This is a genomic window from Kribbella sp. C-35 (assembly GCF_046549195.1).
Classification (GTDB): domain Bacteria; phylum Actinomycetota; class Actinomycetes; order Propionibacteriales; family Kribbellaceae; genus Kribbella.
Window position 1 is genome coordinate 39,709 of record NZ_JAJPWG010000008.1, and the last position, 25,833, is coordinate 65,541.

General features: G+C 67.2%; 29 protein-coding genes. 12 read left to right on the forward strand and 17 right to left on the reverse strand.

The window, feature by feature from the left end:
- The first annotated feature begins 7 nt into the window (after nucleotides 1–7).
- A complete protein-coding gene (locus ACLJOO_RS39785) occupies nucleotides 8–826 on the forward strand; it encodes a DeoR/GlpR family DNA-binding transcription regulator (RefSeq protein WP_410793186.1) in 819 nt (272 codons plus the stop codon).
- 1 nt (nucleotide 827) lies between these two features.
- On the opposite strand, the gene ACLJOO_RS39790 is transcribed toward ACLJOO_RS39785, so the two are convergent.
- From ACLJOO_RS39790 to ACLJOO_RS39815, 6 genes are all read right to left on the reverse strand, one after another.
- The gene (locus ACLJOO_RS39790; RefSeq protein ID WP_410793188.1) at nucleotides 828–1,661 is read right to left on the reverse strand and encodes a carbohydrate ABC transporter permease; all 834 of its coding nucleotides are present in this window, start codon (nucleotides 1,659–1,661) and stop codon (nucleotides 828–830) included.
- A complete protein-coding gene (locus ACLJOO_RS39795) occupies nucleotides 1,654–2,622 on the reverse strand; it encodes a carbohydrate ABC transporter permease (RefSeq protein ID WP_410793189.1) in 969 nt (322 codons plus the stop codon). Before ACLJOO_RS39795 ends, ACLJOO_RS39790 begins: the two co-directional genes overlap by 8 nt.
- On the reverse strand, nucleotides 2,619–3,908 hold the full coding sequence (locus ACLJOO_RS39800; protein ID WP_410793191.1) for an ABC transporter substrate-binding protein: 1,290 nt from the start codon (nucleotides 3,906–3,908) through the stop codon (nucleotides 2,619–2,621). The genes ACLJOO_RS39795 and ACLJOO_RS39800 overlap by 4 nt, the downstream gene beginning before the upstream one ends.
- A complete protein-coding gene (locus tag ACLJOO_RS39805) occupies nucleotides 3,905–5,068 on the reverse strand; it encodes an NAD(P)/FAD-dependent oxidoreductase (protein ID WP_410793192.1) in 1,164 nt (387 codons plus the stop codon). The genes ACLJOO_RS39800 and ACLJOO_RS39805 overlap by 4 nt, the downstream gene beginning before the upstream one ends.
- Nucleotides 5,061–6,131 carry an amidohydrolase family protein gene (locus ACLJOO_RS39810; protein ID WP_410793194.1) on the reverse strand — a complete coding sequence of 357 codons (1,071 nt, stop codon included), beginning with the start codon at nucleotides 6,129–6,131 and terminating at the stop codon, nucleotides 5,061–5,063. Before ACLJOO_RS39810 ends, ACLJOO_RS39805 begins: the two co-directional genes overlap by 8 nt.
- Nucleotides 6,132–6,266: 135 nt before the next feature.
- Nucleotides 6,267–6,527: a substrate-binding domain-containing protein gene (locus tag ACLJOO_RS39815; protein ID WP_410793195.1), complete on the reverse strand. Its 261-nt coding sequence runs from the start codon at nucleotides 6,525–6,527 to the stop codon at nucleotides 6,267–6,269.
- Nucleotides 6,528–6,779: 252 nt separating this feature from the next.
- On the opposite strand from ACLJOO_RS39815, the gene ACLJOO_RS39820 reads away from it, so the two are divergent.
- The 3 genes from ACLJOO_RS39820 to ACLJOO_RS39830 all read left to right on the forward strand — a co-directional run bounded on the left by ACLJOO_RS39820 (nucleotide 6,780) and on the right by ACLJOO_RS39830 (nucleotide 8,267).
- Nucleotides 6,780–6,992 carry a helix-turn-helix domain-containing protein gene (locus ACLJOO_RS39820; RefSeq protein WP_410793547.1) on the forward strand — a complete coding sequence of 71 codons (213 nt, stop codon included), beginning with the start codon at nucleotides 6,780–6,782 and terminating at the stop codon, nucleotides 6,990–6,992.
- A 168-nt stretch (nucleotides 6,993–7,160) separates the two neighbouring features.
- Complete coding sequence (locus ACLJOO_RS39825; RefSeq protein ID WP_410793196.1) at nucleotides 7,161–7,601, forward strand: hypothetical protein; 441 nt, start codon at nucleotides 7,161–7,163, stop codon at nucleotides 7,599–7,601.
- A 21-nt stretch (nucleotides 7,602–7,622) separates the two neighbouring features.
- A complete protein-coding gene (locus ACLJOO_RS39830; RefSeq protein ID WP_410793197.1) occupies nucleotides 7,623–8,267 on the forward strand; it encodes a MarR family winged helix-turn-helix transcriptional regulator in 645 nt (214 codons plus the stop codon).
- On the opposite strand, the gene ACLJOO_RS39835 is transcribed toward ACLJOO_RS39830, so the two are convergent.
- Together ACLJOO_RS39835 and ACLJOO_RS39840 are read right to left on the reverse strand one after the other, a co-directional pair.
- Nucleotides 8,219–9,691 (reverse strand): catalase, encoded by a 1,473-nt coding sequence (locus ACLJOO_RS39835; protein ID WP_410793199.1) that lies wholly within the window; start codon nucleotides 9,689–9,691, stop codon nucleotides 8,219–8,221. The two genes, ACLJOO_RS39830 and ACLJOO_RS39835, sit on opposite strands and share 49 nt — an antisense overlap.
- Nucleotides 9,688–10,128, reverse strand: coding sequence for a Fur family transcriptional regulator (locus ACLJOO_RS39840; protein ID WP_410793201.1), 441 nt, complete (start codon nucleotides 10,126–10,128; stop codon nucleotides 9,688–9,690). Before ACLJOO_RS39840 ends, ACLJOO_RS39835 begins: the two co-directional genes overlap by 4 nt.
- An 84-nt stretch (nucleotides 10,129–10,212) precedes the next feature.
- Here ACLJOO_RS39840 and ACLJOO_RS39845 point away from each other — a divergent pair, with 84 nt between their 5' ends.
- From ACLJOO_RS39845 to ACLJOO_RS39860, 4 genes are read left to right on the forward strand one after another with little or no spacing between them, the layout of a single operon-like run.
- Nucleotides 10,213–10,863, forward strand: coding sequence for a type 1 glutamine amidotransferase (locus ACLJOO_RS39845; RefSeq protein ID WP_410793203.1), 651 nt, complete (start codon nucleotides 10,213–10,215; stop codon nucleotides 10,861–10,863).
- Nucleotides 10,860–11,453 (forward strand): MOSC domain-containing protein, encoded by a 594-nt coding sequence (locus ACLJOO_RS39850; RefSeq protein ID WP_410793205.1) that lies wholly within the window; start codon nucleotides 10,860–10,862, stop codon nucleotides 11,451–11,453. The genes ACLJOO_RS39845 and ACLJOO_RS39850 overlap by 4 nt, the downstream gene beginning before the upstream one ends.
- Nucleotides 11,450–11,959, forward strand: coding sequence for a hypothetical protein (locus ACLJOO_RS39855; protein ID WP_410793206.1), 510 nt, complete (start codon nucleotides 11,450–11,452; stop codon nucleotides 11,957–11,959). The genes ACLJOO_RS39850 and ACLJOO_RS39855 overlap by 4 nt, the downstream gene beginning before the upstream one ends.
- A gap of 21 nt (nucleotides 11,960–11,980) precedes the next feature.
- Complete coding sequence (locus tag ACLJOO_RS39860; RefSeq protein WP_410793208.1) at nucleotides 11,981–12,520, forward strand: carboxymuconolactone decarboxylase family protein; 540 nt, start codon at nucleotides 11,981–11,983, stop codon at nucleotides 12,518–12,520.
- 238 nt (nucleotides 12,521–12,758) lie between these two features.
- Here the strand turns inward: ACLJOO_RS39860 and legP are convergent, their stop codons facing one another.
- The 8 genes from legP to ACLJOO_RS39900 form a co-directional block, all read right to left on the reverse strand.
- Nucleotides 12,759–14,591 (reverse strand): Dot/Icm T4SS effector Zinc-dependent metalloprotease LegP, encoded by a 1,833-nt coding sequence (legP, locus tag ACLJOO_RS39865; protein ID WP_410793211.1) that lies wholly within the window; start codon nucleotides 14,589–14,591, stop codon nucleotides 12,759–12,761.
- 27 nt (nucleotides 14,592–14,618) lie between these two features.
- Nucleotides 14,619–15,071: a YbaY family lipoprotein gene (locus ACLJOO_RS39870; protein WP_410793549.1), complete on the reverse strand. Its 453-nt coding sequence runs from the start codon at nucleotides 15,069–15,071 to the stop codon at nucleotides 14,619–14,621.
- Between the two features lie 157 nt (nucleotides 15,072–15,228).
- Entirely contained in the window at nucleotides 15,229–16,017 is a 789-nt protein-coding gene (locus ACLJOO_RS39875; RefSeq protein ID WP_410793213.1) for a glycerophosphodiester phosphodiesterase, read from the reverse strand.
- Nucleotides 16,014–16,814 (reverse strand): inositol monophosphatase family protein, encoded by an 801-nt coding sequence (locus ACLJOO_RS39880; RefSeq protein WP_410793215.1) that lies wholly within the window; start codon nucleotides 16,812–16,814, stop codon nucleotides 16,014–16,016. The genes ACLJOO_RS39875 and ACLJOO_RS39880 overlap by 4 nt, the downstream gene beginning before the upstream one ends.
- A 118-nt stretch (nucleotides 16,815–16,932) precedes the next feature.
- The gene (locus tag ACLJOO_RS39885; protein ID WP_410793217.1) at nucleotides 16,933–17,997 is read right to left on the reverse strand and encodes a LacI family DNA-binding transcriptional regulator; all 1,065 of its coding nucleotides are present in this window, start codon (nucleotides 17,995–17,997) and stop codon (nucleotides 16,933–16,935) included.
- Between the two features lie 72 nt (nucleotides 17,998–18,069).
- Nucleotides 18,070–18,891, reverse strand: a complete 822-nt coding sequence (locus ACLJOO_RS39890) for a carbohydrate ABC transporter permease (protein ID WP_410793219.1) — start codon at nucleotides 18,889–18,891, stop codon at nucleotides 18,070–18,072.
- Nucleotides 18,891–19,850, reverse strand: a complete 960-nt coding sequence (locus tag ACLJOO_RS39895) for a carbohydrate ABC transporter permease (RefSeq protein ID WP_410793221.1) — start codon at nucleotides 19,848–19,850, stop codon at nucleotides 18,891–18,893. The genes ACLJOO_RS39890 and ACLJOO_RS39895 overlap by 1 nt, the downstream gene beginning before the upstream one ends.
- Entirely contained in the window at nucleotides 19,847–21,013 is a 1,167-nt protein-coding gene (locus ACLJOO_RS39900; protein WP_410793223.1) for an ABC transporter substrate-binding protein, read from the reverse strand. Before ACLJOO_RS39900 ends, ACLJOO_RS39895 begins: the two co-directional genes overlap by 4 nt.
- 348 nt (nucleotides 21,014–21,361) lie before the next feature.
- Here ACLJOO_RS39900 and ACLJOO_RS39905 point away from each other — a divergent pair, with 348 nt between their 5' ends.
- The 4 genes from ACLJOO_RS39905 (at nucleotide 21,362) to ACLJOO_RS39920 (ending at nucleotide 25,338) form a co-directional block, all read left to right on the forward strand.
- Nucleotides 21,362–22,069, forward strand: a complete 708-nt coding sequence (locus tag ACLJOO_RS39905; RefSeq protein ID WP_410793225.1) for an MgtC/SapB family protein — start codon at nucleotides 21,362–21,364, stop codon at nucleotides 22,067–22,069.
- Between the two features lie 347 nt (nucleotides 22,070–22,416).
- The gene (locus tag ACLJOO_RS39910) at nucleotides 22,417–24,273 is read left to right on the forward strand and encodes a hypothetical protein (RefSeq protein WP_410793227.1); all 1,857 of its coding nucleotides are present in this window, start codon (nucleotides 22,417–22,419) and stop codon (nucleotides 24,271–24,273) included.
- Between the two features lie 350 nt (nucleotides 24,274–24,623).
- Nucleotides 24,624–24,893, forward strand: a complete 270-nt coding sequence (locus ACLJOO_RS39915) for a type II toxin-antitoxin system Phd/YefM family antitoxin (protein ID WP_410793229.1) — start codon at nucleotides 24,624–24,626, stop codon at nucleotides 24,891–24,893.
- Nucleotides 24,883–25,338 carry a type II toxin-antitoxin system VapC family toxin gene (locus tag ACLJOO_RS39920; RefSeq protein ID WP_410793231.1) on the forward strand — a complete coding sequence of 152 codons (456 nt, stop codon included), beginning with the start codon at nucleotides 24,883–24,885 and terminating at the stop codon, nucleotides 25,336–25,338. Before ACLJOO_RS39915 ends, ACLJOO_RS39920 begins: the two co-directional genes overlap by 11 nt.
- A 45-nt stretch (nucleotides 25,339–25,383) precedes the next feature.
- On the opposite strand, the gene ACLJOO_RS39925 is transcribed toward ACLJOO_RS39920, so the two are convergent.
- Nucleotides 25,384–25,692, reverse strand: coding sequence for a hypothetical protein (locus tag ACLJOO_RS39925; protein WP_410793233.1), 309 nt, complete (start codon nucleotides 25,690–25,692; stop codon nucleotides 25,384–25,386).
- Between the last annotated feature and the right edge of the window lie 141 nt (nucleotides 25,693–25,833).

The window sequence follows — 25,833 nt, forward strand, 5'->3', positions numbered from 1 at the left end:
GATCGTCATGGGTACGGCAACGCCCTCTGCCGTGCGCTCTTGGCAAACGTCGCCGCGGCGCGCTCAGCGGCTGGTAGAGATTCTCGACCTGCTGGGTGAGCGCGGCCTGATGTCTGTCGATTGCTTGTGCCGTGAGCTTCGCGTGTCGCCCGCGACGCTGCGCCGCGACATGACCCACCTCGAGGAGCAGGGCCTGATCAGCAGGACACACGGCGGTGCCCGGCCCGCCACCGGTCCGGAGCTCCCCGTCCGGCTGCGGGACATCAAGAGACCGCGAGCCAAGCACGCCATTGGCGTCACGGCCGCAGCGCTGCTGCCGTCCAACCGGCCGCTGGCGGTCGCGATCGGCGGTGGCTCGACGACCGCCGAGGTCGCCCGTGAGCTCGGCACCCGGCGACGGCTGACGATCGTGACGAACGCGCTGACGACCGCGGCGGCGGTCGCGGCCCGGCCGAATCTTCAGGTGATCATGACTGGTGGCGTGATCCGGGCAAGCTCGTTCGAACTCGTCGGCAGCCTGGCCGAGAGCGCCTTCAACGGGATCAGTGTCCACGTCGCCATTCTCGGTGCCGACGGTGTGAGCGTCGCCCACGGCGTGACCACCCACGACCCGACCGAGGCGCGCACCAACCACGCCATGGTGTCGCACGCACACCGACTGATGGTGGTCGCAGACGGCTCGAAGATCGGTCGGGCCACCGTGGCGAAGGTCGCCGACGCATCGGCCATCGACATCCTGGTCACCGATGCGTCGGCGGACCCGCGTGAGCTCGCCGGGCTGAAGGAGCTGGGTGTCAGGGTGCGGCTGGCCCGGCTCCCCCGCTGAGTCAGCCCTTCACCCCGGAGAACGCGATACCGCTCATCAACTGTCGCTGGAAGACGACGAACACGGCGATGACGGGCAGGCTCGCCACGAGTGAGCCGGCCATCAGCACCGGGAAGTTCGTCGTGTACTGCCCCTGCAAGCTGGCCAACCCGGCAGAGACCGGCATCTGCCGGGGATCCGAGTTCACCACGAGTGGCCAGAGCAGGTCGTTCCAGGACCAGATGACGACCAGAACGCCGAGCGCGATCATGCCGGGTGCCGCCATCGGCAGCATGATCCGCCAGAAGATCTGGAAGATGTTCGCACCGTCGATCCGCGCCGCCTCCTCGATCTCCATCGGCAGCTGCCGGAAGAACTGCCGCATCAAGAAGGTGCCGAAGGCACTGAACATGCCGGGCAGGAACAGCGCGACCAGTGTGTTCAGCAGCCCCAGCTTCTGCATGATCTGGTACTGCGGCAGCAGGAATACCTGGTACGGAACCATCGTCACCGAGAGGAAGATCGCGAAGAGTACGCCGCGCCCGCGGAACTGCATCCGGGCGAACGCGAAGCCCGCGAGGGCGCTGAACAGGACCTGGCCGACGGTCCGCGCGATCGTCATGACGGTGGTGTTGAGCAGCTCCCGGCCGAACGGCAAGGCGCCGAAGACGGTCGACAGGTTGGACCACTGTGGCGAGGTCGGTACGAACGTCGGAGGCACGCTGACCGACTCACCGAAGGTCTGCAGCGAGGTCGAGAGCTGCCAGAGAAACGGGCCGACCATGAAGATCGCGCCGATGCACAGGACCAGGTGCGCGATGGGGTGCCTGAAGCGCCGCTTGGCCGACTCAGCCATAGTGGACCCACCTCCGCTGCAGCCGGAACTGGGCCGCGGTAAGGATCAGGGTCGCAAGCAGCAGCAGTACGCCGATGGCGGCCGCGTAGCCACCGTCGTGCTCGGCGAACCCGCGTTGGTAGAAGAGGTAGACCAGCGTCTCGGTCCTGGTGATCGCGGGACTCGTCTGACCCACCATCAGATACACGAGATCGAAGGCCTGCAACGAGTTGATCACCGTGATCACGGTGACGAAGAAGATCGACGGCGTGAGCAGCGGGACCGTGATGTGGAAGAACTGCGCCACTCGCCCGGCACCGTCCAGCTCGGCCGCCTCGTAGTAGTCGGTCGGGATGCCGCGGATGCCGGACAGGAAGATCACCATGTTGTAGCCGATCGATCCCCAGACCCCGACGATGCTGATGGCAAAGATCGCGGTCGCCGGGTCGGACAGCCAGTGCGGGCCGTCGATACCGACCTTGGACAGCAGCCAGTTGATCAGGCCGTAGTCGCCGTTGAACAGGTACTTCCAGGTCAGCGCGACCGCTGCCGGAAGGGTGACCACGGGCAGGAAGTACAGCGTGCGGTAGATCGTGACTCCGCGCATGCCGGGCAGGCTCAGCAGCGCCGCGACGACGGCCGACAGCGGTACGGCGAGCAGCGAGATCGCGCTGATGATCGCCGTGTTGACGATCGCGTGGAAGACGTCGGAGTCGGCGATCAGCGTCCGGTAGTTCTCCAGCCCCGACCACGCGTGCCCGCCGAAGGCTCCCCAGCTGGTGAACGAGTAGTAGATCGTCTGGAAGGTCGGCCAGATCTCGAACACGAGGAGCCCGATGGCGGCAGGCAGCAGCAGTACCGCTGCCCACCAGCCGCTGTCCCGGGTCGGCGGTCGCGGCCGGCCTGCCGTCCTGGCGCGCTGACCGGCCTGCTTGCCGGTCAGCGGGTCGGCCGGCACCGTGGCTGTGCCTTGGCCGCTCACTTCTTCTCCTTCGCCAAGGCCTGGTTCATCGTCTCCGCGACGCGCCGGGACACGTCGGCGACCGGTGCCTTGCCGGTCCAGGCGTCGGCGAACTGCTTCGTCGCCGCGTCCCGCCAGGCGGCGGTGTCGGTGGACGCCGGGAACGGCTGCGCGTACTTCAGGTGGTCGACGAAAACCTGCAGGTCGAACTCCGGCATCGCCTTGGCGTAAGCGTCCGCGTGGCCCTGGTACGCAGGGATCACCGTGCCGGTCTTCGCCTGGATCTCGGCGGCGCGGTCCGATCCGAGGAACTGCAGGAATTCCCACGCCTGGTCGGGGTGCTTCGTCTTGGCGGACATGCTGTTCGCGAGGCCGTTGCTGTAGTAGTTCCGGTTCCCGTCGGGTCCGGCCGGCAACGGTGCGATGCCGATGTTGGCCTTGCCGTACGGCACGGCGGCGATCTCCTCGGGCTCCCACGAGCCGCAGTACCGCATCGCGACCTTCCCCGAGGTGAGCATCGCGAGCGGATCGGTGTCGGTCGTCTGCTGCAGCGTCGGTGAGACGTGGTACTTGGTGATCATGTCGGTCCAGAACTGGATGCCCTTGATCGTCGCCTCCTGGTCGTAACCGGAGCTCGTGCCGTCGGGCGAGATCACCTGGCCGCCGACCTGGGGAACGGTCAGGTACCAGCTCAGCTCGTCTGCCTCGGGAGCGACGAACCCGTAGACGCCCTTCTGCGGGTTGGTCAGCTTCTGCGCCGCGGCGACCACGTCGTTCCAGGTCCAGGAATCGTCCGGGTGCTTCAGCTTCGCGGCGTCGAAGAGCCGCTTGTTGTAGCAGAGTCCGAATCCGTTGACATCCTTCGGTACGCCGTACACCTTGCCGTCGAACGTGTACGCCTTGGTGACCGCGGGCACGTACGCGCTCAGGTCGAGTTTCGACTTCTTGATCTGGTCGTCGAGCGGTGCGATGCCGCCGCCAGTGGCGTAGTACTTCGCGTACACCATCGTCATCCAGAACAGGTCCGGTCCGGTGCCGGCGGTGACGCTGGTCTGGAGCTTCGTCCAGTAGCTCTCCCAGGGCGTCACCTGAACCTGTACGTCGATGTTCGGGTGCTTGCCGTGGAACTCCTGGATGATCTGCTTCATCGCGGGCGCCTGGGCCTGGTCCCAGATGGCGTAGGTGAGGGTGACGTGGTCGTCGTCGCCACCCGATCCGGAGTCGCCCGAGCAGGCCGCCGCGGCGACCAAAGGTGCCACCAGCAACAAGCTCAGCAGGCGCCTGCGAATTCGTCGTACCGTGTTCATGCGGACTCCTTCGTGAGAGGACGGCCTGGGCTGAGGAAGTCGAGCCGTTCCGGTAGTTGTTCGCCGAGCGCGTGCCGTGCCGCGAGCTCGCCGAGCAGTGGGCCGAGGGTCAGCCCCCATGCACCGAGCCCGGTCGCGACATGGACCGCCGGCGCCACCGCTCCGACCAGGGGCAGGCCGTCGCTGGTCGCGGGCCGGAGGCCGACTCTGGTCTCCAGCACGGTGGCAGCGGACAGGCCCGGCGCCAGGTCGAGAGCGGCTTGCAGTACGGCGTGCTGCCCGCCGGCGGTGACGCGCGCATCGAATCCGACGTCCTCGTGCGTCGCACCCGCAACGATGCGGTCGTCGAATCCGAGCAGGTAGCCGGAGCCCGGGGTGTTCACCACTGGTCGCATACCGGTTTGCTGACCGTCGAGACGCAGGTGCACGAGCTGCCCGCGGATCGGCCGGACCGGGATCTGGACGCCGTACGGGACGAGGTCTGCTGTTGCCCAGGCGCCGGTCGCGAACAGAACGGCTCGGCCGTCGAGCACGCGGTGCCCGACGCGGACCCGCGGGGACCCCGCATCCAAGACCCCCGCACCGGGAATGATCTCCAGTCCTGCGCCATCAGACTGTGCACGGGCCAGCCGGCGCGCCGCGGTCAGCAACCGGTCGTGCAAGCGGGAACCGACGACTCGGCCCACCTCGGTGATGAACAGGCCGCGAAGGTCGCGCCGCAGCTCGGGCCAGTACGTGCGAACGTCCTCAACGATCTCCACCGGTTTGGTGACGCCGTGGGACCGGCGACCCTCTGGGGTGGAGAGGCGCTCGGCAACAACGTCGAGCGCTGCCTGCTCGCCTGGGTCGTCGCCGGCAACGACCAGTTCACCGACCTGCTCGTACGTCGCCGACCCGGCGCCGGCTGGGTCGACGGCGTCCAGCTCGGCCAGGAGGCTCTCGTAGTAGCCGACGCATTCGGTGATGAGCGCCGTCCACTCGGGACGTTGTTCGCCGCGGTCGAGTGCGACCGGCGACACGATGCCCGCTCCGGCGTCGGTCGCGCGACCTGCCAGTCCGGCATCGATCAGCACGACCCGCGCGCCCTTCCGGACGCCGGCCAGGGCGGCACTCGCTCCGACGATGCCGCCGCCGATGATGATCAGGTCGTAGTCAGCCATCGTTCGTCCTCGCCGCGAGGGCCGGGATGAAGGCTCTGGCGTTGTCGCCCTCGACCCGCGCGGCCAGGTCGTCAGGCAGGCCGAGGCCCGAGATCGTCCAGCGGCCGGTCGGCGGTGGTTCCTCCGTCGAGTACGCGAAGGCTTCGTCGCAGCTCGCCAGGAAACGCAGGTACAGCTGGTAGTCGGCGGCTTCCGGCGGCGCGCAGTCCGTGCCGAGCAGGACCCGGTCCGGGTGATGCTCGACGAGCGCTCTGGTACGTCGCGGTTGCCGGCCGAGCTCGGCGAGCCGCGCGGCGATGTCGACCCGATAGTTCGGGTACCGGTCGAGCATCTGCTCCACCCAGTCGAGGTTCTCCGCCAGGCAGCCGACGTGCGCGCCGATGAACCGCACCCGCGGGTGCGCGGCGACGACTGCCTCGAACGCGTCCAGCAGGCGCTGCAACGACGGGAACTCAGGTCCGTAGAAGTGCCAGTCGGGATGCCGCAGCAGCTCCTCGAGCCTTTCGTTGCGGGCATCGAGCGGCTGGAAGAACGCGGCCGGATCGGCGGTGTGGATCAGCGCGGGGACGCCGGTCTCGGCGAGCGCGTCCCACAACGGCTCCAGCCGCTCGTCGTCGAGGAAGATCAGCTCGTCCCGCTCATCGCGTACGCGGAGCCCGATGTCCTTCCAGAGCTTGAGCCCGGCGGCTCCGCGGCGTACCGAGTCGGCCAGTGAGGCGGCCATCCGGTCGCCCCAGCCGGGTGTGGACGTGTCGTTCCAGTCCACCCGTGCGAAGGTGACGAACCGCCCGGGATACTTACGGTCGTAGCGCTCGAGGTTTGCCTCGAGCTCGTCGGTCCACTCACCGTCGAGGTTCACAATGGTCGCGACGCCGGCGGCGTCCATCATCGCGATCAACGCGTCCGGGTCCGGCGCTCGCCAGACTCCGGTCAGGCGGCGGCCGAGGTGATTGTGTACGTCGACGATCGGAGCGGCGGGCTCGGTCACGTGCGTGGTGTGGGCGGTCATCATCGACACCGGAGCGAAGTCGCGCAGGCGGACATCGGCGAGTGGCTCGGACATAGATCCCTCGATTCGCGAGTGCGAGATTTCGGGACGACGCTAGGTCCAGCAGTTCACCGGCAACAGAAAACGCTCACTCCAACTGATCGGATGGAGCTGAGTGCGAAATGAGAGCCCATGCGGCTTCGGTCGGGGCTACGGGGCGCCCAGGATGTCTCCTACGACGACGGGGAGTTCGACGCGTCGTGGCTTCTTGGCGATCTTGGCTCCGCCGAGTCTTTCGAACAGCATGCGTGCAGCTTGAGCGCCGAGCTCTTTCGGATCGTGGGAGACAACGAGGAGAGGTACCTGCATCAGGTGAGCCAGTTCTACGTCGTCGAAGGCTACGAGGGTGGGTGGCGGCGGCGCCGCAGACCGCAGGCGGCGCAGGCCGATGGCTTCCAGCTGACCTCGCATGATGAGCTCTGGATCCGGCGCGAGGCCGAACTCGGAGAGCGCCTGGCAGAACCCTTCGTAGCGGCGGCTCGCGGTGGCAACGGAGATGACGTTGCCCAGGAACGCGACTCTGGTGTGCCCGGCCTCCAGGACCCGCTTCGTGCTCTCCTAGGCTCCGCTGATGTCGTCGATGAGGACCGTGTCGGCCTTCAGCCCGCGCACGGTTCGCGACGCGAGGACCAAGGGGATGTCTCCCAGGCGTGCGGGCCTGAGGTGATCGGCGGCAGTGCAGGTGAAGAACCCGCCGCCGAACGTCTCGGCGTCGCCCGATCCACCGCCCACCGGCTGTTGTCCACGCTCGTCTACCGCGACTTCGCCGTACCTCAGCATCCGCACCAGCCGATCCGCCTCATCGCGTCAGTCGAATCCCGCCAGACCCTCCGCGTGATGCGCTGCACGCCTAGTTGGTTCCCGCTAGCTCGCTGAAGAGCTTGTTCGCGGCGTCTGAGTGAACTGACGCTGCAGTTCTGCTCGGGCGACCTGCTTGCGGAACTCTCCCTCGAAGCCGGCGAAACCTGCGTCGTGAACAGCGAGCCTGACTGGTGGCCTCCGCCCGCTTCGCGATCGAACTGCTGACGCTCGACGCCGGCCGTCATGCATTCCTTCTACTCGATCAACCCGTGGGAGCGGTCGCTGCTCACCCAGCAGGAGCGCGAGGAACTCGCCGACCCGACAAAGCCACGCACCGAGCGGCTCTGGGAGGCGCCGGTCGCACGCCGGATCGACCGGCTCGTCGCCGAGGGTTGTGTCTACTTCCGGGTCATCGCCCCGCCGGCCATGCTCGGCTTCAGCACCGAGGTCGCCATCTGGCTGCGCGTCGCCAGCGCCCACCTCGACGAGGCCGCACACCAACTGGTCGAGCACCCCGGCAGTCAAGTGCCTGTTGACGGCCGGCCGGTTCAACCTCTGCGCCGCCGTGCACCTACGCCACCTGGGCGAGCTCTACCCCTCCAGCGTCCCCCGGCCCCGCCGAAGCAGACGGGTCCGGCCGTAGCACCTGGCTCGCTTCCGGGACCGCGTATCCTGGACGGATAGGAGTCCTATTCAGGTGGGTGCATGACTGAACCGAACCACGAAGCCGACCTCGATCGCAGGTTGGCCGATGCGCTCGAGCGGCTCGGGAACGGACTGCGTTCCCTGGCCCAGCGCACCGCGCGGGGGCACGGGTTGTCACCGCTGCAGCAGCAGGCCGTGCTCGCGCTGGCCCGGCAGCCGCGGGGACGTCGCGAGGTGGGGGCGCTCGCGAAGGAGTTCGACGTCACGACCCCGACGATGGTCGACGCCATCGCGGCGCTGGAACGCAAGGAGTTCGTGACCCGCTCCCCTACCACCGACGGCCGGCGGCGGGTGCTGTCGCTGACCGGCACCGGCGAGGCGGTCGCCCGCGAGCTGTCCACCTGGGACGACCCGCTGACAACCGCACTGGCCGCGACGCCGGTGGCCGACCGGGCGGCGACGCTGCAGACAGTGCTCGACGTGATCGGCCGGCTGCAGCAGGCGGGCGTGGTCGGCGTGATGCGGACCTGCACCGGCTGCCGGTTCTTCGGGCGCGACGAGCACCCCGATCCCGCCGCGCCCCACCACTGCCATCTGCTGCGGACACCGTTGCCGCGCGCCGAACTGCGCACCGACTGCCCCGAACACGAACCGGTTCAGAGCGCGCCGAACGCCTCACAGGCCTTGCGGACACCTTCGCCGTAGGCGGCGTCGGCGCGGATGCAGTTCGCGATGTGGCGTTCGACCGTTTCCGGCCGGGCGCCCTTGATGGACCGCGCCGTGTTGTCGAACAGGACTTGCTGCTGCTCGGCCGACATCAGCCGGAACAGGTCGCCGGGCTGGCGGAAGTAATCCTCGTCGTCCTCGCGGAAGTCGTAGCGGCCGGCCACGCCGGTCACCGGCAGCCCCGGTTCGGCGTAGCCGGGCTGCTGTGGCCACCGGCCGACGCCGTCCGGTTCGATCGACGGCACACCGCCGTGGTTGCCGTCCACGCGCATCGCCCCGTCGCGGTGGTAGGCGTTGACCAGCGCCGCCGCGCGCGGGTGGTTGACCGGGATCTGGTGGTGGTTGACCCCCAGGCGGTAGCGGGCGGCGTCACCGTAGGAGAACAGCCGGCCCTGCAGCATCCGGTCCGGGCTGACGGAGATCCCCGGTACCAGGTTGCCTGGCGTGAAGGCGGCCTGTTCGACTTCGGCGAAGTAGTTGCCCGGATTCCGGTTCAGTTCCAGCTCGCCGACCTCGATGAGCGGGTAGTCCTTCTTGCTCCACACCTTGGTGAGGTCGAACGGGTGGAACCGGTAGCCCGCCGCGTCTTCTTCCGGCATGACCTGGACGTGCAACGTCCACTTCGGATGATCACCGCGTTCGATCGCCTCGTAGAGGTCGCGTTGGTGGGACTCGCGGTCGGCGCCGACGACGGCAGCGGCCTGTTCGTCGGTGAGGTTCTCGATGCCCTGCCGCGTGCGGAAGTGGAACTTGACCCAGTGCCGGACGCCGTCGGCGTTGATCATGCTGAACGCGTGCGAGCCGAAGCCGTGCATGTGCCGGTAGGACTTCGGGATGCCCCGGTCGCTCATCACGATCGTGACCTGGTGCAACGCTTCGGGCAGGCTGCTCCAGAACCCCCAGGTGTTCTCCGGGTTCCGCAGGTTGGTCCGCGGGTCGCGTTTGACCGCGTGGGCGAGATCGGGGAACTTCAGCGGGTCGCGGAAGAAGAACACCGGCGTGTTGTTGCCGACGAGGTCCCAGTTTCCTTGCGTGGTGTAGAAGCGTGCGGCGAAGCCGCGGATGTCCCGTTCGGCGTCGGCGGCTCCGCGTTCCCCGGCGACGGTGGAGAACCGCACGAAAGTCTCGCACTCGGTGCCGACCTCGGCGAAGAGCGCGGCGCTCGTGTAGCGGGTGATGTCGTGGGTCACGGTGAACTTCCCGAACGCGCCTGAGCCCTTGGCGTGCATGCGCCGCTCGGGGACGACCTCGCGGTCGAAGTGCGCCAGCTTTTCCAGCAGCCACAGGTCTTGCAGCAGCACCGGCCCGCGCGGGCCGGCGGTCACACTGTCCTGGTTGTCGGCGACCGGGGCACCCGCAGCCGTGGTCAAGGGCTCCCGGCCGGTGTCGTGGTGATGTGTCATCTTCCTTCTTCCTGGTGTGGTGGTGCTCCGGCGGACCGGCACGATGGGCACGATCCCCAGTGGGTCACCTCGGTTTGGTCGATCCGGTAGCCGTGCCCGCGCGCGGGCCGCAGAGTGGGCACGGCTTCGACGTCGGCCACCGCGCCGCAGCTGCGGCACGCGACGTGGTGGTGGTTCGGCTCGCACAGCTCGAAGCGGACGGGCCAGCCGCCGAGCGCGAGCCGGCGCACCAGCCCGGCCCGCACCAGAGCAGCGAGCAGGTCGTAGATCGCCTGCGTCGAGATCGAGCCGATGTCGGCGCGAACCGCGTCACGCACGGAGTCCAGGTCGGAGTGCGGCGCGCGCCGCAGCGCCCCGACGACCGCGAGGCGCTGCTTGGTCACCCGCAACGACGACGCGCGCAGCGCGGCAGCTGGATCGGCGATGCGCACCTGCACTCGACCCCCTCGCAAGATAGGTAGGACTCCTAGCTAGATTGTGGCATGCTTGGCGAAAACGGCACAACAACTCAGGAGGCCCGAGTGCAGGCGGCAGTGATCCAGCACGTTCCCTTCGAGGGACCCGCCCTCATCGCGCGCGCCCTGGTCGCGGCCGGAGCCGAGGTGCGCGTCGTACGAGCCGACCGGGGCGAGGAACTACCCGACGCGACCGAACTCGACGTGCTGGTCGTCCTCGGCGGCCCCATGAGCGCGTCGGACGAAACCCTGGCCGGAGAGCGGGAGCTGATCGCCGCGTGCGTCGGGCTCGGCCGTCCCGTGCTGGGTGTCTGCCTCGGTGCACAACTGCTCGCGGCGGCCTTGCGAGCCGAGGTGCGGCGCGGGCCGGAGGCCGAAGCCGGCACGGGTTCCGTCCGGCTCGTCGCCGACGACCCGGTGCTGGGCGCGGCCGGAACCGAACTGCCAGTGCTGCACTGGCACGAGGACACCTTCGACCTGCCAGAAACTGGTGTCCTGCTGGCGAGCTCGGCCCGGTACCCGAACCAGGCGTTCCGCTCCGGCGCGTCGTACGGCTTCCAGTTCCACGTCGAGTTCGACGCCGGCGCGCTCGACCGCGCCGCGCCGCACCTGCCCGCGGGCACCATCGTCGAGCCGGCTGCCGCACGTGCGGCAGCCGCCGCGGGAACGGGGATCCTGCGCCGTTGGGCCGAACACGCCGTGGGCAGTGCGCGGTGAAGGTCCTCGCCGTCTCCGTCGGCACCGCCCGCCCTCTGCCGTGGCACGGCCGCACCCTGCTGTCCGGGATCCGGAAGACCCCCGTCGACGGCCCGGTCGAAGTCACTCCGCTCGGCCTGGTCGGCGACGAGCAGGGCGACCGGAAACACCACGGCGGTCCGGACAAAGCCGTCCTGCTGTACCCAGCCGAGCACTACGCAGCCTGGGTACCGCTGCTCGGCCCGCTCGCCCAGCCCGCCTTCGGCGAGAACCTCACGACGACGGGACTGCTGGAGAGCGACGTTGTGGTGCGTTCGATCTACGCCATCGGCACGGTCGTGCTCCAGGTGACCCAGCCCCGCCGCCCCTGCTACCGGCTGGCGGCGCACCACGATGTCGAGGACCTGGCCGTGCGGACGCAGCGCAGCGGCCGGACGGGGTTCTACTGCCGCGTGCTGAGTCCCGGGCATCTCGCCGCCGGCGACCCGATCGAGCTTCGGATGCGCCCGCAGCACGGTCCCACAGTCGCCGAAGCGCTGCGTGCCCGCTCGGACAACCGGGACTCCCGCCTGTACGGAGCTTCTCCCGACACCGCAAAGGAAAGCAGATGAGCACACCCGCCCCGCCCTGGGCGACCACCGCCTGGTTCAACAGCGAGCCCCTGACCCTGGCCGGCCTTCGCGGCCGGGTGGTCGTGCTCGAGGCGTTCCAGATGCTCTGCCCCGGCTGCGTCAGCCACGGCCTGCCCCAGGCCACCCGGCTGGCCCAGGCCTTCGGCGACGACCTCGCGGTCATCGGGCTGCACACCGTGTTCGAGCACCACGAGGCGATGACCCCGGTCGGGCTCGAGGCGTTTCTGCACGAATACCGGATCAGTTTCCCGGTGGGCGTCGACGCTCACGAAGGCGACGAGCCCACACCGATCACATTCGCCCGCTACGGGCTGCGCGGCACACCGTCCACAGTGCTCATCGACCGCGACGGCACCCTCCGTGGCCACCACTTCGGCGCGGTCGACGACATGACGCTCGCGGCGTCCGTCGCCCGCCTGCTGGATTCAGCGCCCACCGGCGCCACTTCGACGTCCGTCTGCTCCATCGACGGCACCTGCAGTTGAACCCGATCCCAAGGAGAGATCATGACCCGCATCGACCTCGTCGACCCCGACCAGATCACCGACCAGCGCGCTGAAACGCTGGCGGAGATCAAGGGCGCCTTCGGACTGGTGCCGAACATGTTCCGCGCCGTCGCCAACTCCCCCGCGGCCCTGACGAGCATGTGGTCCCAGTTCGGCGCCCTCGGCAACGGCTCGCTCGGCGCCAAGATCGGCGAACAGATCGCCGTCGCCGTCGCCGACCGCAACCGCTGCGACTACTGCCTTTCCGCGCACACCATGCTCGGCAAGAAGGCCGGCGCCACCACAGAGGAGATGACCGCGGCCCAAAGCGGCCACTCCGACGACCCCCGCACCGACGCCGTCCTGAAGCTGGCCGCCGCCTTGGTGGACAAGCGCGGCCAGATCGACGAAGCCGACCTGCAGGCCGCCCGCGACGCGGGCCTCGGGCAGGAAGAGATTGTCGAGACGGTGGCACACGTGGCGCTCAACGTGTTCACGAACTACGTCAACGTGGCACTGGACGTGCCGGTCGACTTCAAGCGGGTTTCCTTGACCCGCTGATCGCAGGGTGCCGGGCCCGCGCAGGTGCGCGGGCCCGGCACCACATACCGGGCGACAGATGCTCAGGAAAGCACCGAGCGGTCCCCCGGAGCCGCGGGCGCCCCACCTACCAACGGATGCTGACCGCCGGCCGCGACCAGGACCTGACACTCGCCCTCAACCAACTCGCCGGCCTCACCTGAGGTCCACGCCGCTTGGCACCTCGGTCAGGCCGACTTGCTGGAGCGTCGACGGTAGATCAGGGGAACCAGACCTCGTGGATATGGGCGTCGACGCCTCGGTAGACGACGTGTTGGGTGCGGTCTACATCCCAGGTGTAGCCGGCCGGGTCACCGGTGGCGTTCGGGGCGCCCGCCGCCGCGACGAGGTCGTTGTGGTTCCAGGTGCCGTTGAACCACAACTCGTGAATGTGGCCGTCACCGGCCCGGTAGACGACATGCTGGGTGCGGTCCACGTCCCAGGTGTAGCCGGACGGGTCACCGACGGCGTTCGGCGCACCGGCCGCCGCGACCAGGTCGTTGTGATTCCACGTGCCGTTGAACCACAACTCATGAATGTGCCCGTCACCGGCCCGGTAGACCACATGCTGGGTGCGGTCCACATCCCAGGTGTAGCCGGCCACAAGTGCAGTCGCGTTGGGCGCGCCCGCGGCCGCGACCAGATCGTTGTGATTCCACGTGCCGTTGAACCACAACTCGTGAATGTGACCGTCGTTTCCGCGATAGACAACATGCTGGGTGTTGTCGACATCCCACGTATACCCCGCCGGATCGCCGGCAGCACTCGGCGCACCGGCCGCCGCGACCAGATCGTTGTGGTTCCAGGTCCCGTTGAACCACAACTCGTGAATGTGACCGTCGTTTCCGCGATAGACAACATGCTGCGTGCCGTCCACGTCCCAGGTGTAGCCAGCGGGGTCACCGACGGCGTTCGGGGCACCGGCCGCGGCCACCAGATCGTTGTGGTTCCAGGTCCCGTTGAACCACAGCTCGTGGATATGCCCGTCGTCGCCGCGATAGACAACATGCTGGGTGTTGTCGACATCCCACGTATACCCCGCCGGATCGCCGGCAGCACTCGGCGCACCGGCCGCCGCCACCAGATCGTTGCGATTCCACGTCCCGTTGAACCACAACTCATGAATGTGCCCGTCACCGCCGCGATAAACGACGTGCTGGGTCTTGTCCACGGCCCACGTGTAACCGGCCGGCACTCCGGTCGCGTTCGGCGCGCCCGCCGACGCACTCAGGTCGTTGTGATGCCAGCCGACCGTCGGGTACATGGCCAGGACGGCCGCGATGTCTCCGGCCGACAGACCCGTTCGCTGTCCGATCTGCGCATTCGTATCGACGGGCGTGATGGTCTCACGGCCGTTACTGCTGAACGCCGTCCTCGGGTAATGCATGATCGAGGCGTACTCGTACCCGCCGAGGTCGTCTCCATCGGTGATGTGCTGATCGAAGTTGTGTTCCATACCCGCTTGGATGTTCGCCCAGTTGATCGTGACGAACCGGTCGCGGTCCTCCCGGCTCTGCTCATGCCACAGCCCGACCGCATGGCCGATCTCGTGGATCGCGTTCCCTCTCGTACACCCGGTCCCGAGGCTGATCGTCTGCGACCCGCCCTGCATTCCGACCGAGGACCAACAGCCGCCCGCGTCCGCGAAATGCACGAAATTGGGAAAGTCGCCGGCGTTCGCCGCGGTGCGCTCGGGGAACCGGATCGGCGTGTTCGCCTCCCAATGCGCGATGGCATCGCGGACCCGCTGCTGATTCGGCAGGTTCGGGTCGATATCGAACGGGACCTGCGAGCGTGGCCACCGGAAGCGGGTACCGGTAATCCCGACACCGGCCTGCACGTCCCCGGCGATCGTGCCCTGCAGTTCGCTCATCCCCAGCTCGAGCTGGTCGACCGTCCCGAGCACGATGTCGCCTTCGAAGACGGCCAGGCCGTCCACCGCGCTGTACACCACCGGCGCGTTCGAGAAGGTGACTCCTGAGATCACCGCCGTACCGCGTTCTCCGCCGCGGAACTCCCCCGCGTTGCGCCAGACTCCGTTGTCCTGTGTCACGTCCTGCTCCCCCTGGTTGTCGTCACGTCAAACCCGTCGTACCTCCACCGCCAGTTCACCCGCGTCGAATTCAACCGGGTACGACGAAGTGGAGACGAAATCGTCCGAGGTCACACTCGCGGTTCCGGACACGTCGACATGGACCCGCACCGAGTACCGCAGCCGTGGATCGATCGAGGCGGCACGCAGATCAATTGCGAAAGGCAACGATCCCCAGTCGTCACGCGGCAGGACCACATGCTCCTGGACCTGCTCGGCGACGACCACGGCCGGCGCGTCCGCGCGCGAAACCTCCTCGACCCGAGCCACCACACGCGAGGCTTCCTCAGGTCGATCCCCCGAAGGGAAAACGATCCGCCCAGTCAGCAACATGCCGAAACACCACTCCCCCGACCGCACCGAAGCGCGCCCCCTCTGTTCGACCATGCGCCCACCCAACCGAACAGTCAAGGTCACACAGCGCACACTCGAAAACCCCATGAAAACAGACGTTTCAATCACACGCCCGCTCCACACCAGCCCCACCGGCACGTAGAGCGCCGGCGATCCTCCAATACCCGCGCTCGCTGCGCACCGCCCTCTCCTCGTCGGCAGCGCCGCCCGGTTGGTGGGCCGGGGTTGGCGGAGTCCTCCAAGGCTAGAGAGTTGCGATTACCTGAACTGGGCTGCGCTCGACGAATGACGGGAAGCGGCTTGTGAACTCGTCGGACGCTTTGAGGAGGTCGCGGGCGTAGCCGGGCGCGTTCGAGGCGGATGCGTCGACGTCGAGTTCGAGGATTGTGCGCACATCGGCGGGTCCCTCGATCAGGGACGCTTCGACGCGGCGTCCGTCTTGGTGAATCTCGTCGACGAGGTCGCGGGTCAGTGCGCGGAAGGGCATCAGGACTGTCGATGCGCCGATTCTGTTGACCTCGTCGCGCCAGTTGCTGTCGCTGTCTGGGACGTGTAAGCCGACTCCTCGCGGCAGTCCCGGGCTTGCCGCGACGAAGTCGGCGAGCGACAGCGAGCTGAAGCTTGTCACGATGCATCGTGCTTGATCGTGCTCAGGGCGCTGATTCAGCAAGGCGGCAAGGGGCCGTGCCGCGGCCAGTGCCTTGATCTCAACTCGGAGCAAGGCGGTCGTCGAGTCGAGAACCTCATCCAGCGTGGGGATCCGCTGGCCCTGGCCAAGGTCGACACGTCGGATCTGTTCAAGTGTCAGGTCCTCGATGGGCGTTTGCAGATGTGGAGTCGAGGTCGCGGCGGTGCGTTCGACAGTACGGTCATGGATGACAACCAGGGCGCCGTCTCGTGTGAGTTGTACGTCGAGTTCGATCTCGTCGGCGCCGACGCTTTCCGCACTTGCGAAGGAGAGCAGTGTGTTCTCCGGCGCAGCGGCCATGTTTCCGCGATGCCCGGCGAGGACGAAGGTTCGTGGTGTGGTCAAGATGTCTCCTTGAGGTGTGGTGCGATCGCGTCTGCGAGCCGGGGATGGGCGGCCAGGAGGAGGGGTGTTCGTGGTGAGTCCTTCCCGCCTTGAACTCGGGCGCCGGCGCGGGTGGCGATGAGCGCGGCGGCCGCGTAGTCCCAGATGGGAAGGTCCCAGAGGAAGAAGGCGTTGAGCCGCCCGTCGGCGACTGCGCAGATCTCCAGAGAGGCGGCACCGTTGAGCCTGAAGTCGCGAATCTTCGGTGCGAGCCCTGACATGGCGGCGAGGACTCGGTCTCGCCTGCCGTGGTCATAGGGGAAGCCGGTCGCGACCAGGGCGTTGTCGAGGGTGACTTGGTCATCGACGCGCAGTTCGCGTCCGTTGAGGAGGGCAGGCTGATCGGTGGTCGCGGTGTACTCGGCGTCGAGTTCGGGTGCGAAGACGCAGCTGGCCAATGTACGGCGGCGGCCGTCAGGCTCGCGGATCGTCGCGGCGATCGAGACCGCGTAGTACGGCGATCCGTACAGATAGTTCACAGTCCCGTCGATCGGGTCGACGACCCAGGTGATTCCGGATGTTCCATCAGTCGGGTCGCCCTCCTCGCCGAGAAACCCGTCGTCGGGCCGGGCGGCCGCGAGGCGCTTCCGGATCATTGACTCGACGGCGGTGTCTGCCTGGGTGACGATGTCCAGCCGATTCGATTTCGTCGACTCGACGCTGATTCCATCAGCGCGCATCTCGGCGGCCAGCTCGCCGGCCCGCTGGGCGCTGCTTCGGGCGATGTCCAGTAGGTGTTGGGTGTCGAGGTTCGTCAAGTCGGCTACCGTTTTCGCATAGTTGAATGGTCACCACGCCAGCGGGCATCGCGGGATCGCGTTGTCAGGCGAGGACATGCACTCAGCGCTGGGCAGTCACGTGCCAGCACGCATCGGGCTAGGGTGCGGGCGCCGGTCCCGTTGTGCGGCTGATGAGCAGTTCACCAGGAATGAACACGCCGCCGCGTTCGACTTCCTCGTCCCGGATGAGCTTGTGCACGAGGTCGACTGCCGCGGCCGCCAGGCCGGCGGTCGGGACGCGAAAGGTCGTGAGCCCGACCGCCTCATGATCAAACGGCGGGAGCCCGTCGAAACCCGCGACCGATAGATCGCCGGGAACCGAAAGCCCGAGGTGCGCGGCGGCGGCCAGCACATCGAGCGCGGCGAAATCGTTGTTGCACAGCACCGCGGTCACGGCCGCCTCGTGCAGCCCGGAGACCAGGTCGACGAAGTTCGTCTCGGGTCCGATGGTGACGATGCGGTTGCGGATGCCTCGGGCTTCGAGGTGGGTGCGCATCCTTTGGATCCGGACCCACTGCGTCGGAGAATGTTCAGGCAAGACTGCGGTCAGGGCCACAGACGTGTGTCCGAGAGCGGCGACGTGCTCGATGAGTACGACCCCGTCGTCGGGGTCCGGGGCAACGAACGGTACGTCGGGGTTGGATGCCTGGCCCATCTGACCGACGAGCACCAGCGGGACGCGTGCTGCGACCCGACGTATCGTCAGCGGGTCGACAACCGGCGAGGCAACAACGATTCCTGCTGCCCGAAGACCGGCGAGAACCATCAGCGACTGGTAGTTGGCGTCGTCCGGCTGATCGAACGAGGACACGGACAACACCTCGTAGCCGCGTACGCCGGCCTCAGCGGCGAACCCTTTGGCCAGGTGGCCATAGAACGGGTATTCCGCGCTTCGCAGGAAGAGACCCAGCGTTGCCGGTGACGGCACCGACAGGCTGCGGGCAATCTGGTTCGGAACGAAGTCGAGCTGCTCAATTGCCCGCTGCACCTTTTCGAGGTTCGCCCGGCTGACCCCTGGCTGCCCCAGCAATGCCCGGGATGCCGTCGACTTCGACACCCCAGCCGCCAACGCGACGTCTCGGATCGTGCTCGCCTTCTGAGGGTCCCCCGGAGAACCGCCGCTTGGGGGAACGCCGTCGGGCGAATCGGCACTGCTGGGCATGGGACTCATGTTATCGGCCCTCGACCTGTTCAAGAGCTGCGGACGTCATGCGGAAGTCCCTTCTGTCGTCGATCACTTGAGCCCGCTTCGGGCGACGCTGGCGATGAACCGCTTCTGGAGGATGAGGAAGATGACGATCATCGGCAGAGCGGCGAGCACGCCGGCGGACATCAAGACGTTGTAGTCGGTGGTGTAGGAGCCACGGAGCAGAGCGATCCCTGGTCCCAGGGTCAGCTTGTCGATCGACCTGTTCACCACGATCGGCCACAGCAGCTCTTTCCACTCCGACAGGACCGTCAAGATCGCGAGCGTGACGAGTCCGCCCCGGGCGATCGGCGCGACGATCGTCGTCAGGATCCGCAGGTGTGATGCGCCGTCCATCCGGGCCGCCTCGACCAGCTCCCGCGGGATCCCCCGAAAGAACTGATACAGCAGGAACACCCCGAACACGTCGAAGATCGACGGCAGGAAGAGGGCCACGAGGGTATCGGTGAGACCGAACGCGGAGATGATCGCGAAGTTCGGGACGATGAAGATGTCGCCGGGGACCATGATCAGCGCCAGGACGGTGACCAGGATGATTCGCGCCCCAGGGACCTTGATGACGGCGAGCGCATACGCGGCGAGCGTGCAGATCACCAGTGTTCCGATCACCCGGCCGATCGAAGCGACGACCGTGTTCCCCAAGAGGCTGAGATACGGGATCCGGCTGAACACGCCCCGCGCCCCGTCGAGAGTCGCGGGGTCCGGGATCACCTTCGGTGGGACCAGGAGGGTCTGGCCCGGGGTCATCAAGGCCGTGGCGGCCATCCAGGCGAAGGGCACCAGGATCAGGAGCGCGACCGCGACGATGACGGCGAAAGTCCACCAGCGGACGCGATATTGGTGCAGCATCAGCCGTCCTCCCCGTAGTGGACGAAACGCCGTTGCAGCCGGAACAAGACGATCGAGACGGCGAGGATGAGCACGAACAACAGCAGGGAGACCGCCGAGGCGTATCCGCGGTCACCGATGTTGAGGAAGGCCAGCTGGTAGTAGTAATACACGGCCGTGAGTCCGTAGTTCACCGACGCGGACTGCTCGGGTGGCAGCAAGACGTAGGCGACGTCGAACAGTTTCAGGGTGCTGATCGTCGTCGTGAGGATCACGAAGAACAGCGACGGGCTGAGCAGCGGCAGGGTGAGCGAGAAGTACCGGCGCACGGGCCCGGCGCCGTCGAGGGTGGCCGACTCGTAGATGTCGGACGGGATCTCCTGCATGCCGGCGTACAGGATGATCGTCGGAACGCTGAAGGACAGGAAGACGACGATCACCGTGATGACGACGGTCACGCCGGCCGGCGATCCGAACCAGCTGACAGATGAGCCGCCGACAGATTGGATCACGGCGTTGACGAGGCCGTACCGGGTCTGGAACAGCCACCCGAACAACAAGATGGCCGCGGTCGGGAGACACACCGCAGGCAGGAACACGATCGCTCGGAACGCCGACTGCCCGCGGAACTTGTACTGCATCAATGTGGCGCACAGCAGCGCCACCACGACCACACCCGGGACGACGATCGCGGTGAACTTGAACGTGTTGACCAGCGATATCCGCAACTGGCTGTCGGAGAACAACCGCTCGTAGTTCTCGAGCCCGGTGAACCTCGCTCGGCCGAAGGCGCCCGCCTTGTTGAACGACAGCCACACGTTGTAGCCGAAGCCGTAGAAGCGGAAGACGAGGAGTCCGGCAAAGAGGGGCAGCAGGAACAGGAAGCCGATCCGGGTGTCGCGCCGACCGGCTTTGCGCCGCACCGCTGGGCGGCGCAGACCCTCCACGCCCGCGGTGCGCCGTAGCGTGAGGTTGGTCATTGCTTCAGGGACCTCGTGAGAATGGCGTCGGCCTTGCTCGCCGCCTCCGCCGCGGACATCGATCCGGCGTAGTACGGCCCAGCCACCGTGCTCTCGATCTCCGGCATCACCGCACGGGTCTTCGGGAACTCGGTGGTAGTGCGCAGGTAGTTCTCCTTGAGCGTCACATCGAACGCTTCCTGCATCCCGTCGATCTTGCTGTTCGCCTTGTAGTACGCCGCTTTGACGTCGGGAGAAACGTTGGCCGGCATGCTCGCGCCACCGTCGGCATGCAGCTTGGCACCCTCAGCAGAGGTGAGGTACTTGATGAGCTTCCACGCCGCGTCCTTCTTCTTGGAGTTGGCGTTCATGACGTAGGACAGCCCGTTCGTATCGGTCGCGTGCGACCCGTTGACCGAGGGCTGCGGGACCATGTGGAACGTGCCGCTCGGGACGTTGGCCTGTGCGAGCAAGGACAGCTCCCAGGAGGGAACCTTCGCCATGGCGATGCTTCCCGAGAGCAGGGACTGCGTCCCCTTGAAGTCCGCCGAGTCCTTGACCGGCGGGATCAGCTTCTTGTCCTGCAGATCCTTGATCATCTCGAATGCCTTGATGCCCTGCGGCGAGGACACCGTGCCGTTGCCGTCCTTGACGACGGTGCCTCCGAGGGAGCGGATGAGGCTGCCCACTCCACGGTTGAAGTCGTAGTTGTAATACATCGGCACATCCGCGGACGAGGTCTGTTTCGCCTTGACCTCCCCGGCGATCCGGACCATGTCCTCCCACGTCCATCCGGCCGTGGGTACGTCGGTCACACCGAGCTTCTTGAACACCGCGGTGTTGTAGACGACCGACCAGACGTCCTGATCCTTGGGAATGCCGTACTGCTTGCCGTCGAACTTGTACAAGTTGACGAGCTTGTCCGGGTAGGCGTCCATCGACACCTTGTCCTTCTCGACGTACCCGTCCAACGGCTCCAGGGCGCCGCCCTCGACGTACACGGGAGCCCGCGAACTCTGCCACATCACATCCGGGCCCTCGCCTGCGCCCAGCGAGGCATCAAGCTTTGTGTAGTACTGATCCTCCGGAACCTGCTCCAGGGAGACCTTGACGTCGGGGTTGGCGGCCTGGAAACCGTCCACCGCCTTCTGCACACCCGCCTTCTGAGCCGGGTCCCAGATCATCAGGCTCACCGTGGCGGCACCACCGTCCGAGGAGCCTGAGGAGTCCGCCGAGCAACCGGCAAGGGTGACAGCGACAGCCGCTGCGACCGTTGCCAGGGCAAGGGGCCGGCGAGAGCGTTTGAAACGGCGCATCTTCGTGCCTTCCGACGAGATATGGTTCGGAATGTCCGAAACTGGGACCGGTCCCGGGATCGGTCCCAGTCGTGGACGCTACCACTACGAGAACCGATCGAGAAGAGGGAGCATGCGACGTTCATCGTTGCTTCACCACACCCACACCGGCTGGATCCAGCGCCGTACTCCGGTCTCCGGCGGTGCTCCGACGCAGACAGTGCGAAGGGGTTGAGCATGGGATGGGCCTGGACCGAAACAACGACGACCGAGCTTCAGTTGCTCGGACTCGCCTTCGTGCTGTGCGCGATCATCGGCCTTGAACGCCAGTACCACCAGAAGGCCGCGGGCCTGCGCACCCACACACTCGTCGGCATGGGCTCCGCGGTCTTCACCCTCGTCTCCGCCTACGGATTCTCAGGCGTGGTCGGGACCGACGTCGTCGTCGACCCGTCACGCATCGCCGCGCAGATCGTCTCAGGAATCGGCTTCCTCGGAGCCGGCGTGATCTTCACGCGCCGCGACATCGTCCGCGGACTGACCACGGCCGCGACGATCTGGGTGTCCGCAGGCGTCGGCATGGCATGCGCCGCCGGCATGCCGGTCGTCGCGACAGCGGTCACCGGTCTGCATCTCGTGACGATTCTCTTGCTCGCGCCGCTTGGGCGCACACTGCCGACACCGGACCGACGCCGAGTCCTCGCCGTCCGGTACCACGACGGCGAAGGCGTGCTGCGCACCGTTCTCGCGACGGCGACCGACATGGGATTCCACGCAGCGATCCTGTCGACATCGCTGGACGAAAAGCCTGATGGCGACCGCATCGTCGCGGTCAACACCCGGTTCCGCGGCAAAGCACCGCTGCGCGACCTCGTCACCGCGCTCACGGCCGTACCCGGCGTCGTCGGCATCCAACCCCAAGACGACAACACAGACGACGACTAGCTCACCCGCACTGCGGCAGTCGTCACTGGTCGCCTGGCACCGTCGCGCGCGGGGTTACAGGTTGCTGGTCGTAGGTGGCGAACCGACCCGGCCGGACCGGCGACAACACCGCGTCGCGGTGCACTGACGCATGCCGCTCCTACTACGGGTCAGCCGATGACAGGAAGTGACCGCTGAACGCTCGCTGGCCGTGTCCGGCGGCTTCTGCTGCCCAGCGTCTCTGGATCGGCTCAGCTCCTTGCGGGAGCGCCGCGAGCGGACGAGAGTGAGAGGTTGCGACCACCCGACCAGTGCTGACGGGCACCCGGGCGCGCCGCGCAGAACGATCCATCTAGGTGAGGAGCGTCATGCGCAGGATCAACGTCGCCGCGACGGTCGCCGCGGCAGTCGCAGCACTACTTCTCCCAACGCTGGCACAGGCTGCGCCAATCACACCCGGCGGGTCGACGGAGGTCACTGTCGGTAGCAATGACCAGCTGTTCTCGCAGAACAAGCAGAACGAGCCGGGTCTGGCTGTGAATCCGGTGAACCCCGCGATTCTCGCAGCGGGAGCCAACGACAACATCGACCTGGAGGCGTGTAACGCCGGCGATGACCGCACGTGCCCGTTCACCCCAGGCGTCGGCGTGTCCGGCGTCCAGTTCTCGACCGACTCCGGCCGCACGTGGACGCAACCGACGTACACCGGCTTCTCGGCGCGCGTCACACCGTCCTGCCTCGGCGCACCCGACGTCGCGCCTGGCCAACCCCCGGTCGGCGACACCGGCTGCGTGCCCGATCCCAACGGGCCGATCGGCACGCTGCCCAACTACGACGTCAACGGCATGGTCTCCAACGGCGACCCGGAGCTGGTGTTCGGTCCCGTTCCCGACGCCTCAGGGAACTTCTCCTGGACCAACGGGCAGCGGCTGTACTACGCGAACATCGCCACCAACTTCCCGGGCGATCCCGGTTTTCCCGGCGATGCAGCCATCGCGGTGTCCCGCACCGACGACCTGGCAGGCGCCATCGCCGGTGACAACGACGCCTGGATGGACCCGGTGGTTGTGACCAGGCAGAACCAGGCCCTCTTCAGCGACAAGGAACAGATCTGGGCCGACAACGCCGAGACCAGCCCCCACTTCGGCAACGCCTACGTCTGCAACGTCGGGTTCCGCGGGACCGCCGGAGCTGAACCGGTGCTGTTCGCTCGTTCCACCGACGGCGGCGACACGTGGACCACGCGCCAGCTGTCCGCGGCAACCAACAACAACCAGACCGGCGGACGGCAGGGCTGTGCCGTCCGAACCGACAGCCAAGGCGTGGTCTACGTGGTGTGGATCGGCACCGACATCCGAACGCGCCAGGGCGTCTTCTTCCAGGCCCGGTCCTTCAACGGTGGCCAGAATTTCGAGCGCCCCAGGGCCGTGGTCTCAGGACTCGGCGGAATCGGGCAGTTCGACCCCGCGCAGGGCCGGTTCACGATCGACGGCATCGCGGGCGCCCGGACCAACACCTTCCCGTCGTTCGACATCGCCAACGGTGCGCCGACCGGTGCAGACGCCACCGACCAGATCCTGCTCACCTGGTCCGACGACAGTCAGGGAACCAACCTCGAGAAAGGCTTCCTGGTGAGCTCGACCAATGGGGGCGGCACGTACTCGGCCAAGGTAGTAGTCAGCGAGGGCGGCGACCGAGCCAACTTCCCGGCGGTGGCGATATCGCCCGACGGCACCGATGCGTGGCTGGTCTACAACGCGTGGCTCGACCCGTGGCGCAACGACACAACCTCCCCACGCCGGATGCTGGGCGTGGTACGGCACGCCGACATCGCCGGCACGGCCCACACCGTCGGCGCGTTCACGACACTGTTGCGTGGCGCAGTTGGCGACGGGCGCGCGTCAAGCGCCAACAGCCTGACCTCGGAGTTCCTCGGCGACTACAACTACGCCGTCGCAACGCGGGACTACGGCTCCGCCGTATGGAACGACATGCGCAACGGTGCCGTCTGCCCCGCCATCAACGCCTACCGACAGGCGTTCGTCGAGGACGTCCTGGCCGGCACCACCGAACCCATCGTGGGAGACGAGAAGGAGGACCCTGCGGCGGCGGCCGAACTGCCGGCCACGCACTCGACGGAACTGCGCCCAGGACCCAACAACGACTGCCCGGCAACGTTCGGCAACTCCGACATCTTCGGCGGAACCTTCAGCGACGACTCCTGAGCCCGTTCGAACCGCAGCCACCACAACGCGACGGCCGCCCAGAGGGCGGCCGTCCGCGGTATCCCCGGCGCTCCATGCGACCTTGGACGGAGTCTGGAAGCCTGCTCTGGTGGCGGCCGGGGTGCTCCCGCCGCCGGTGAACGACGCGCGGGGTCGTCGCCACCACAAGAAGGACCGGACCGTCGGCCTGCACGCCCTACGGCATTACTACGCCAGCATCACGTTGGCGGACGGACCCTCTGGGCAGTCCAGCTCGCCGAGCACACCTCCTTTCAGCCACTACGGCCTTCTCGGATCTCGATGTGCTATCCGGTAGCACAATGTGCCACGGCAGGGTTATCGTTGGTTCCATGACCGGACAGCCGGAGATCACCCAGCGCGATTTGCGCACCAAGTCCAAGGAGATCATGGACGCCGTCCAGAGCGGGCAGTCCTTCACTGTCACGCGGGACGGCCACCGGATCGGCGAGCTGATCCCACTGCGGCGCCGGCGACGCTTCGTTCCGCGGGCCGAGTTCGCAGCCATGTCCCGGACCGCCCCCGACATCTCCGTCGACACCTTCCGCGCGGACCAGGACGCCACCTCCGACCAGCACCTGGACGACCCCTATGCCCACTGAGCACCAGCAGGGTCTCCTGGACACGAACATCATGATCTTGCGCAAGTGGATCGATCCTGCTGAGCTCCCGTCCGAGATCGCGATCAGCGCCATCACGCTCGCAGAGCTGTCGGCAGGCCCGCACGAGGTCCGCGGCAACGACGAGCAGGACCACTACGACGAACACGCAGAGCGTGCCCGGCGGATGGACGTTCTCCAACGCGCGGAGAACGAGTTCGATCCCATCCCCTTCGACACCGAAGCCGCCCGCATCTACGGCAGAGTCTGCGCCGCCGTCGTCAGCGGAGGACGAAAACCTCGGCGCCGAATCGCCGACCTGATGATCGCCTCGATCGCCGTCGCCGAAGACATCCCCCTCTTCACAACGAACCCCGACGATTTCAAGGGCCTCGAAGGCCTACTCACCGTCGTACCCGTCAAGAGACCAGAGGCGCTCCAGAGCTGACAGGCAGGCCGCCCCAGCCGTGGATGCGCACATCGAGCATCGGGATCACCCGTACTGCGGTTCGAGATCGGACCGGCCGCGCGCCTGAATCATCACCTCTGGCACCGCGCCCAGCCGGGCCCCGAACAGGTAGAGCTCACCGGACGACCCGTCCTTCGCCCACTCGAGCGTCATCGGGTACGAGACCGAACCCAAGGCAGACACGGACATCGGGTTCGTGAGGTCCACGAAGATCGGCTTGCGGCGGCTGGCCAGCCGGACGAAGCAGCGGTCGGGCATCTGCAACTTCGCGACCAGACGCCGCACCGCCAGGTAGCCGTCAAGCGGGTCGCTTACGGCCGCCTCCTCGAGCAAACGCGATCTCAGGCACCAAGCTTCGACATCTCTCGTAGCCTCGATCCGTCTACGCGTCAACCCCCGGGTCGCGCCTGCGGCCGATGTCACCGAAGGGTTCGCGCGCTTGCGCCTCCCAGGCGTTCAGTGTGGACTGCCGAC

What these genes read in the sequence shown, in the direction of transcription:
- ACLJOO_RS39915 (WP_410793229.1), top strand. Translation starts at nt 24,624, where the DNA reads ATGACCGGACAGCCGGAGATCACCCAGCGCGATTTGCGCACCAAGTCC.
- ACLJOO_RS39830 (WP_410793197.1), top strand. Translation starts at nt 7,623, where the DNA reads ATGACTGAACCGAACCACGAAGCCGACCTCGATCGCAGGTTGGCCGAT.
- ACLJOO_RS39855 (WP_410793206.1), top strand. Translation starts at nt 11,450, where the DNA reads ATGAGCACACCCGCCCCGCCCTGGGCGACCACCGCCTGGTTCAACAGC.
- ACLJOO_RS39815 (WP_410793195.1), bottom strand. Translation starts at nt 6,527, where the DNA reads ATGCGAGGTCAGCTGGAAGCCATCGGCCTGCGCCGCCTGCGGTCTGCG.
- ACLJOO_RS39895 (WP_410793221.1), bottom strand. Translation starts at nt 19,850, where the DNA reads ATGACCAACCTCACGCTACGGCGCACCGCGGGCGTGGAGGGTCTGCGC.
- ACLJOO_RS39900 (WP_410793223.1), bottom strand. Translation starts at nt 21,013, where the DNA reads ATGATCTGGGACCCGGCTCAGAAGGCGGGTGTGCAGAAGGCGGTGGAC.
- ACLJOO_RS39860 (WP_410793208.1), top strand. Translation starts at nt 11,981, where the DNA reads ATGACCCGCATCGACCTCGTCGACCCCGACCAGATCACCGACCAGCGC.
- ACLJOO_RS39885 (WP_410793217.1), bottom strand. Translation starts at nt 17,997, where the DNA reads ATGCCCAGCAGTGCCGATTCGCCCGACGGCGTTCCCCCAAGCGGCGGT.
- ACLJOO_RS39810 (WP_410793194.1), bottom strand. Translation starts at nt 6,131, where the DNA reads ATGTCCGAGCCACTCGCCGATGTCCGCCTGCGCGACTTCGCTCCGGTG.
- ACLJOO_RS39905 (WP_410793225.1), top strand. Translation starts at nt 21,362, where the DNA reads ATGGGATGGGCCTGGACCGAAACAACGACGACCGAGCTTCAGTTGCTC.
- ACLJOO_RS39790 (WP_410793188.1), bottom strand. Translation starts at nt 1,661, where the DNA reads ATGGCTGAGTCGGCCAAGCGGCGCTTCAGGCACCCCATCGCGCACCTG.
- ACLJOO_RS39805 (WP_410793192.1), bottom strand. Translation starts at nt 5,068, where the DNA reads ATGGCTGACTACGACCTGATCATCATCGGCGGCGGCATCGTCGGAGCG.
- ACLJOO_RS39920 (WP_410793231.1), top strand. Translation starts at nt 24,883, where the DNA reads ATGCCCACTGAGCACCAGCAGGGTCTCCTGGACACGAACATCATGATC.
- ACLJOO_RS39785 (WP_410793186.1), top strand. Translation starts at nt 8, where the DNA reads ATGGGTACGGCAACGCCCTCTGCCGTGCGCTCTTGGCAAACGTCGCCG.
- ACLJOO_RS39890 (WP_410793219.1), bottom strand. Translation starts at nt 18,891, where the DNA reads ATGCTGCACCAATATCGCGTCCGCTGGTGGACTTTCGCCGTCATCGTC.
- ACLJOO_RS39870 (WP_410793549.1), bottom strand. Translation starts at nt 15,071, where the DNA reads ATGGGGTTTTCGAGTGTGCGCTGTGTGACCTTGACTGTTCGGTTGGGT.
- ACLJOO_RS39910 (WP_410793227.1), top strand. Translation starts at nt 22,417, where the DNA reads ATGCGCAGGATCAACGTCGCCGCGACGGTCGCCGCGGCAGTCGCAGCA.
- ACLJOO_RS39825 (WP_410793196.1), top strand. Translation starts at nt 7,161, where the DNA reads ATGCATTCCTTCTACTCGATCAACCCGTGGGAGCGGTCGCTGCTCACC.
- ACLJOO_RS39800 (WP_410793191.1), bottom strand. Translation starts at nt 3,908, where the DNA reads ATGAACACGGTACGACGAATTCGCAGGCGCCTGCTGAGCTTGTTGCTG.
- ACLJOO_RS39835 (WP_410793199.1), bottom strand. Translation starts at nt 9,691, where the DNA reads ATGACACATCACCACGACACCGGCCGGGAGCCCTTGACCACGGCTGCG.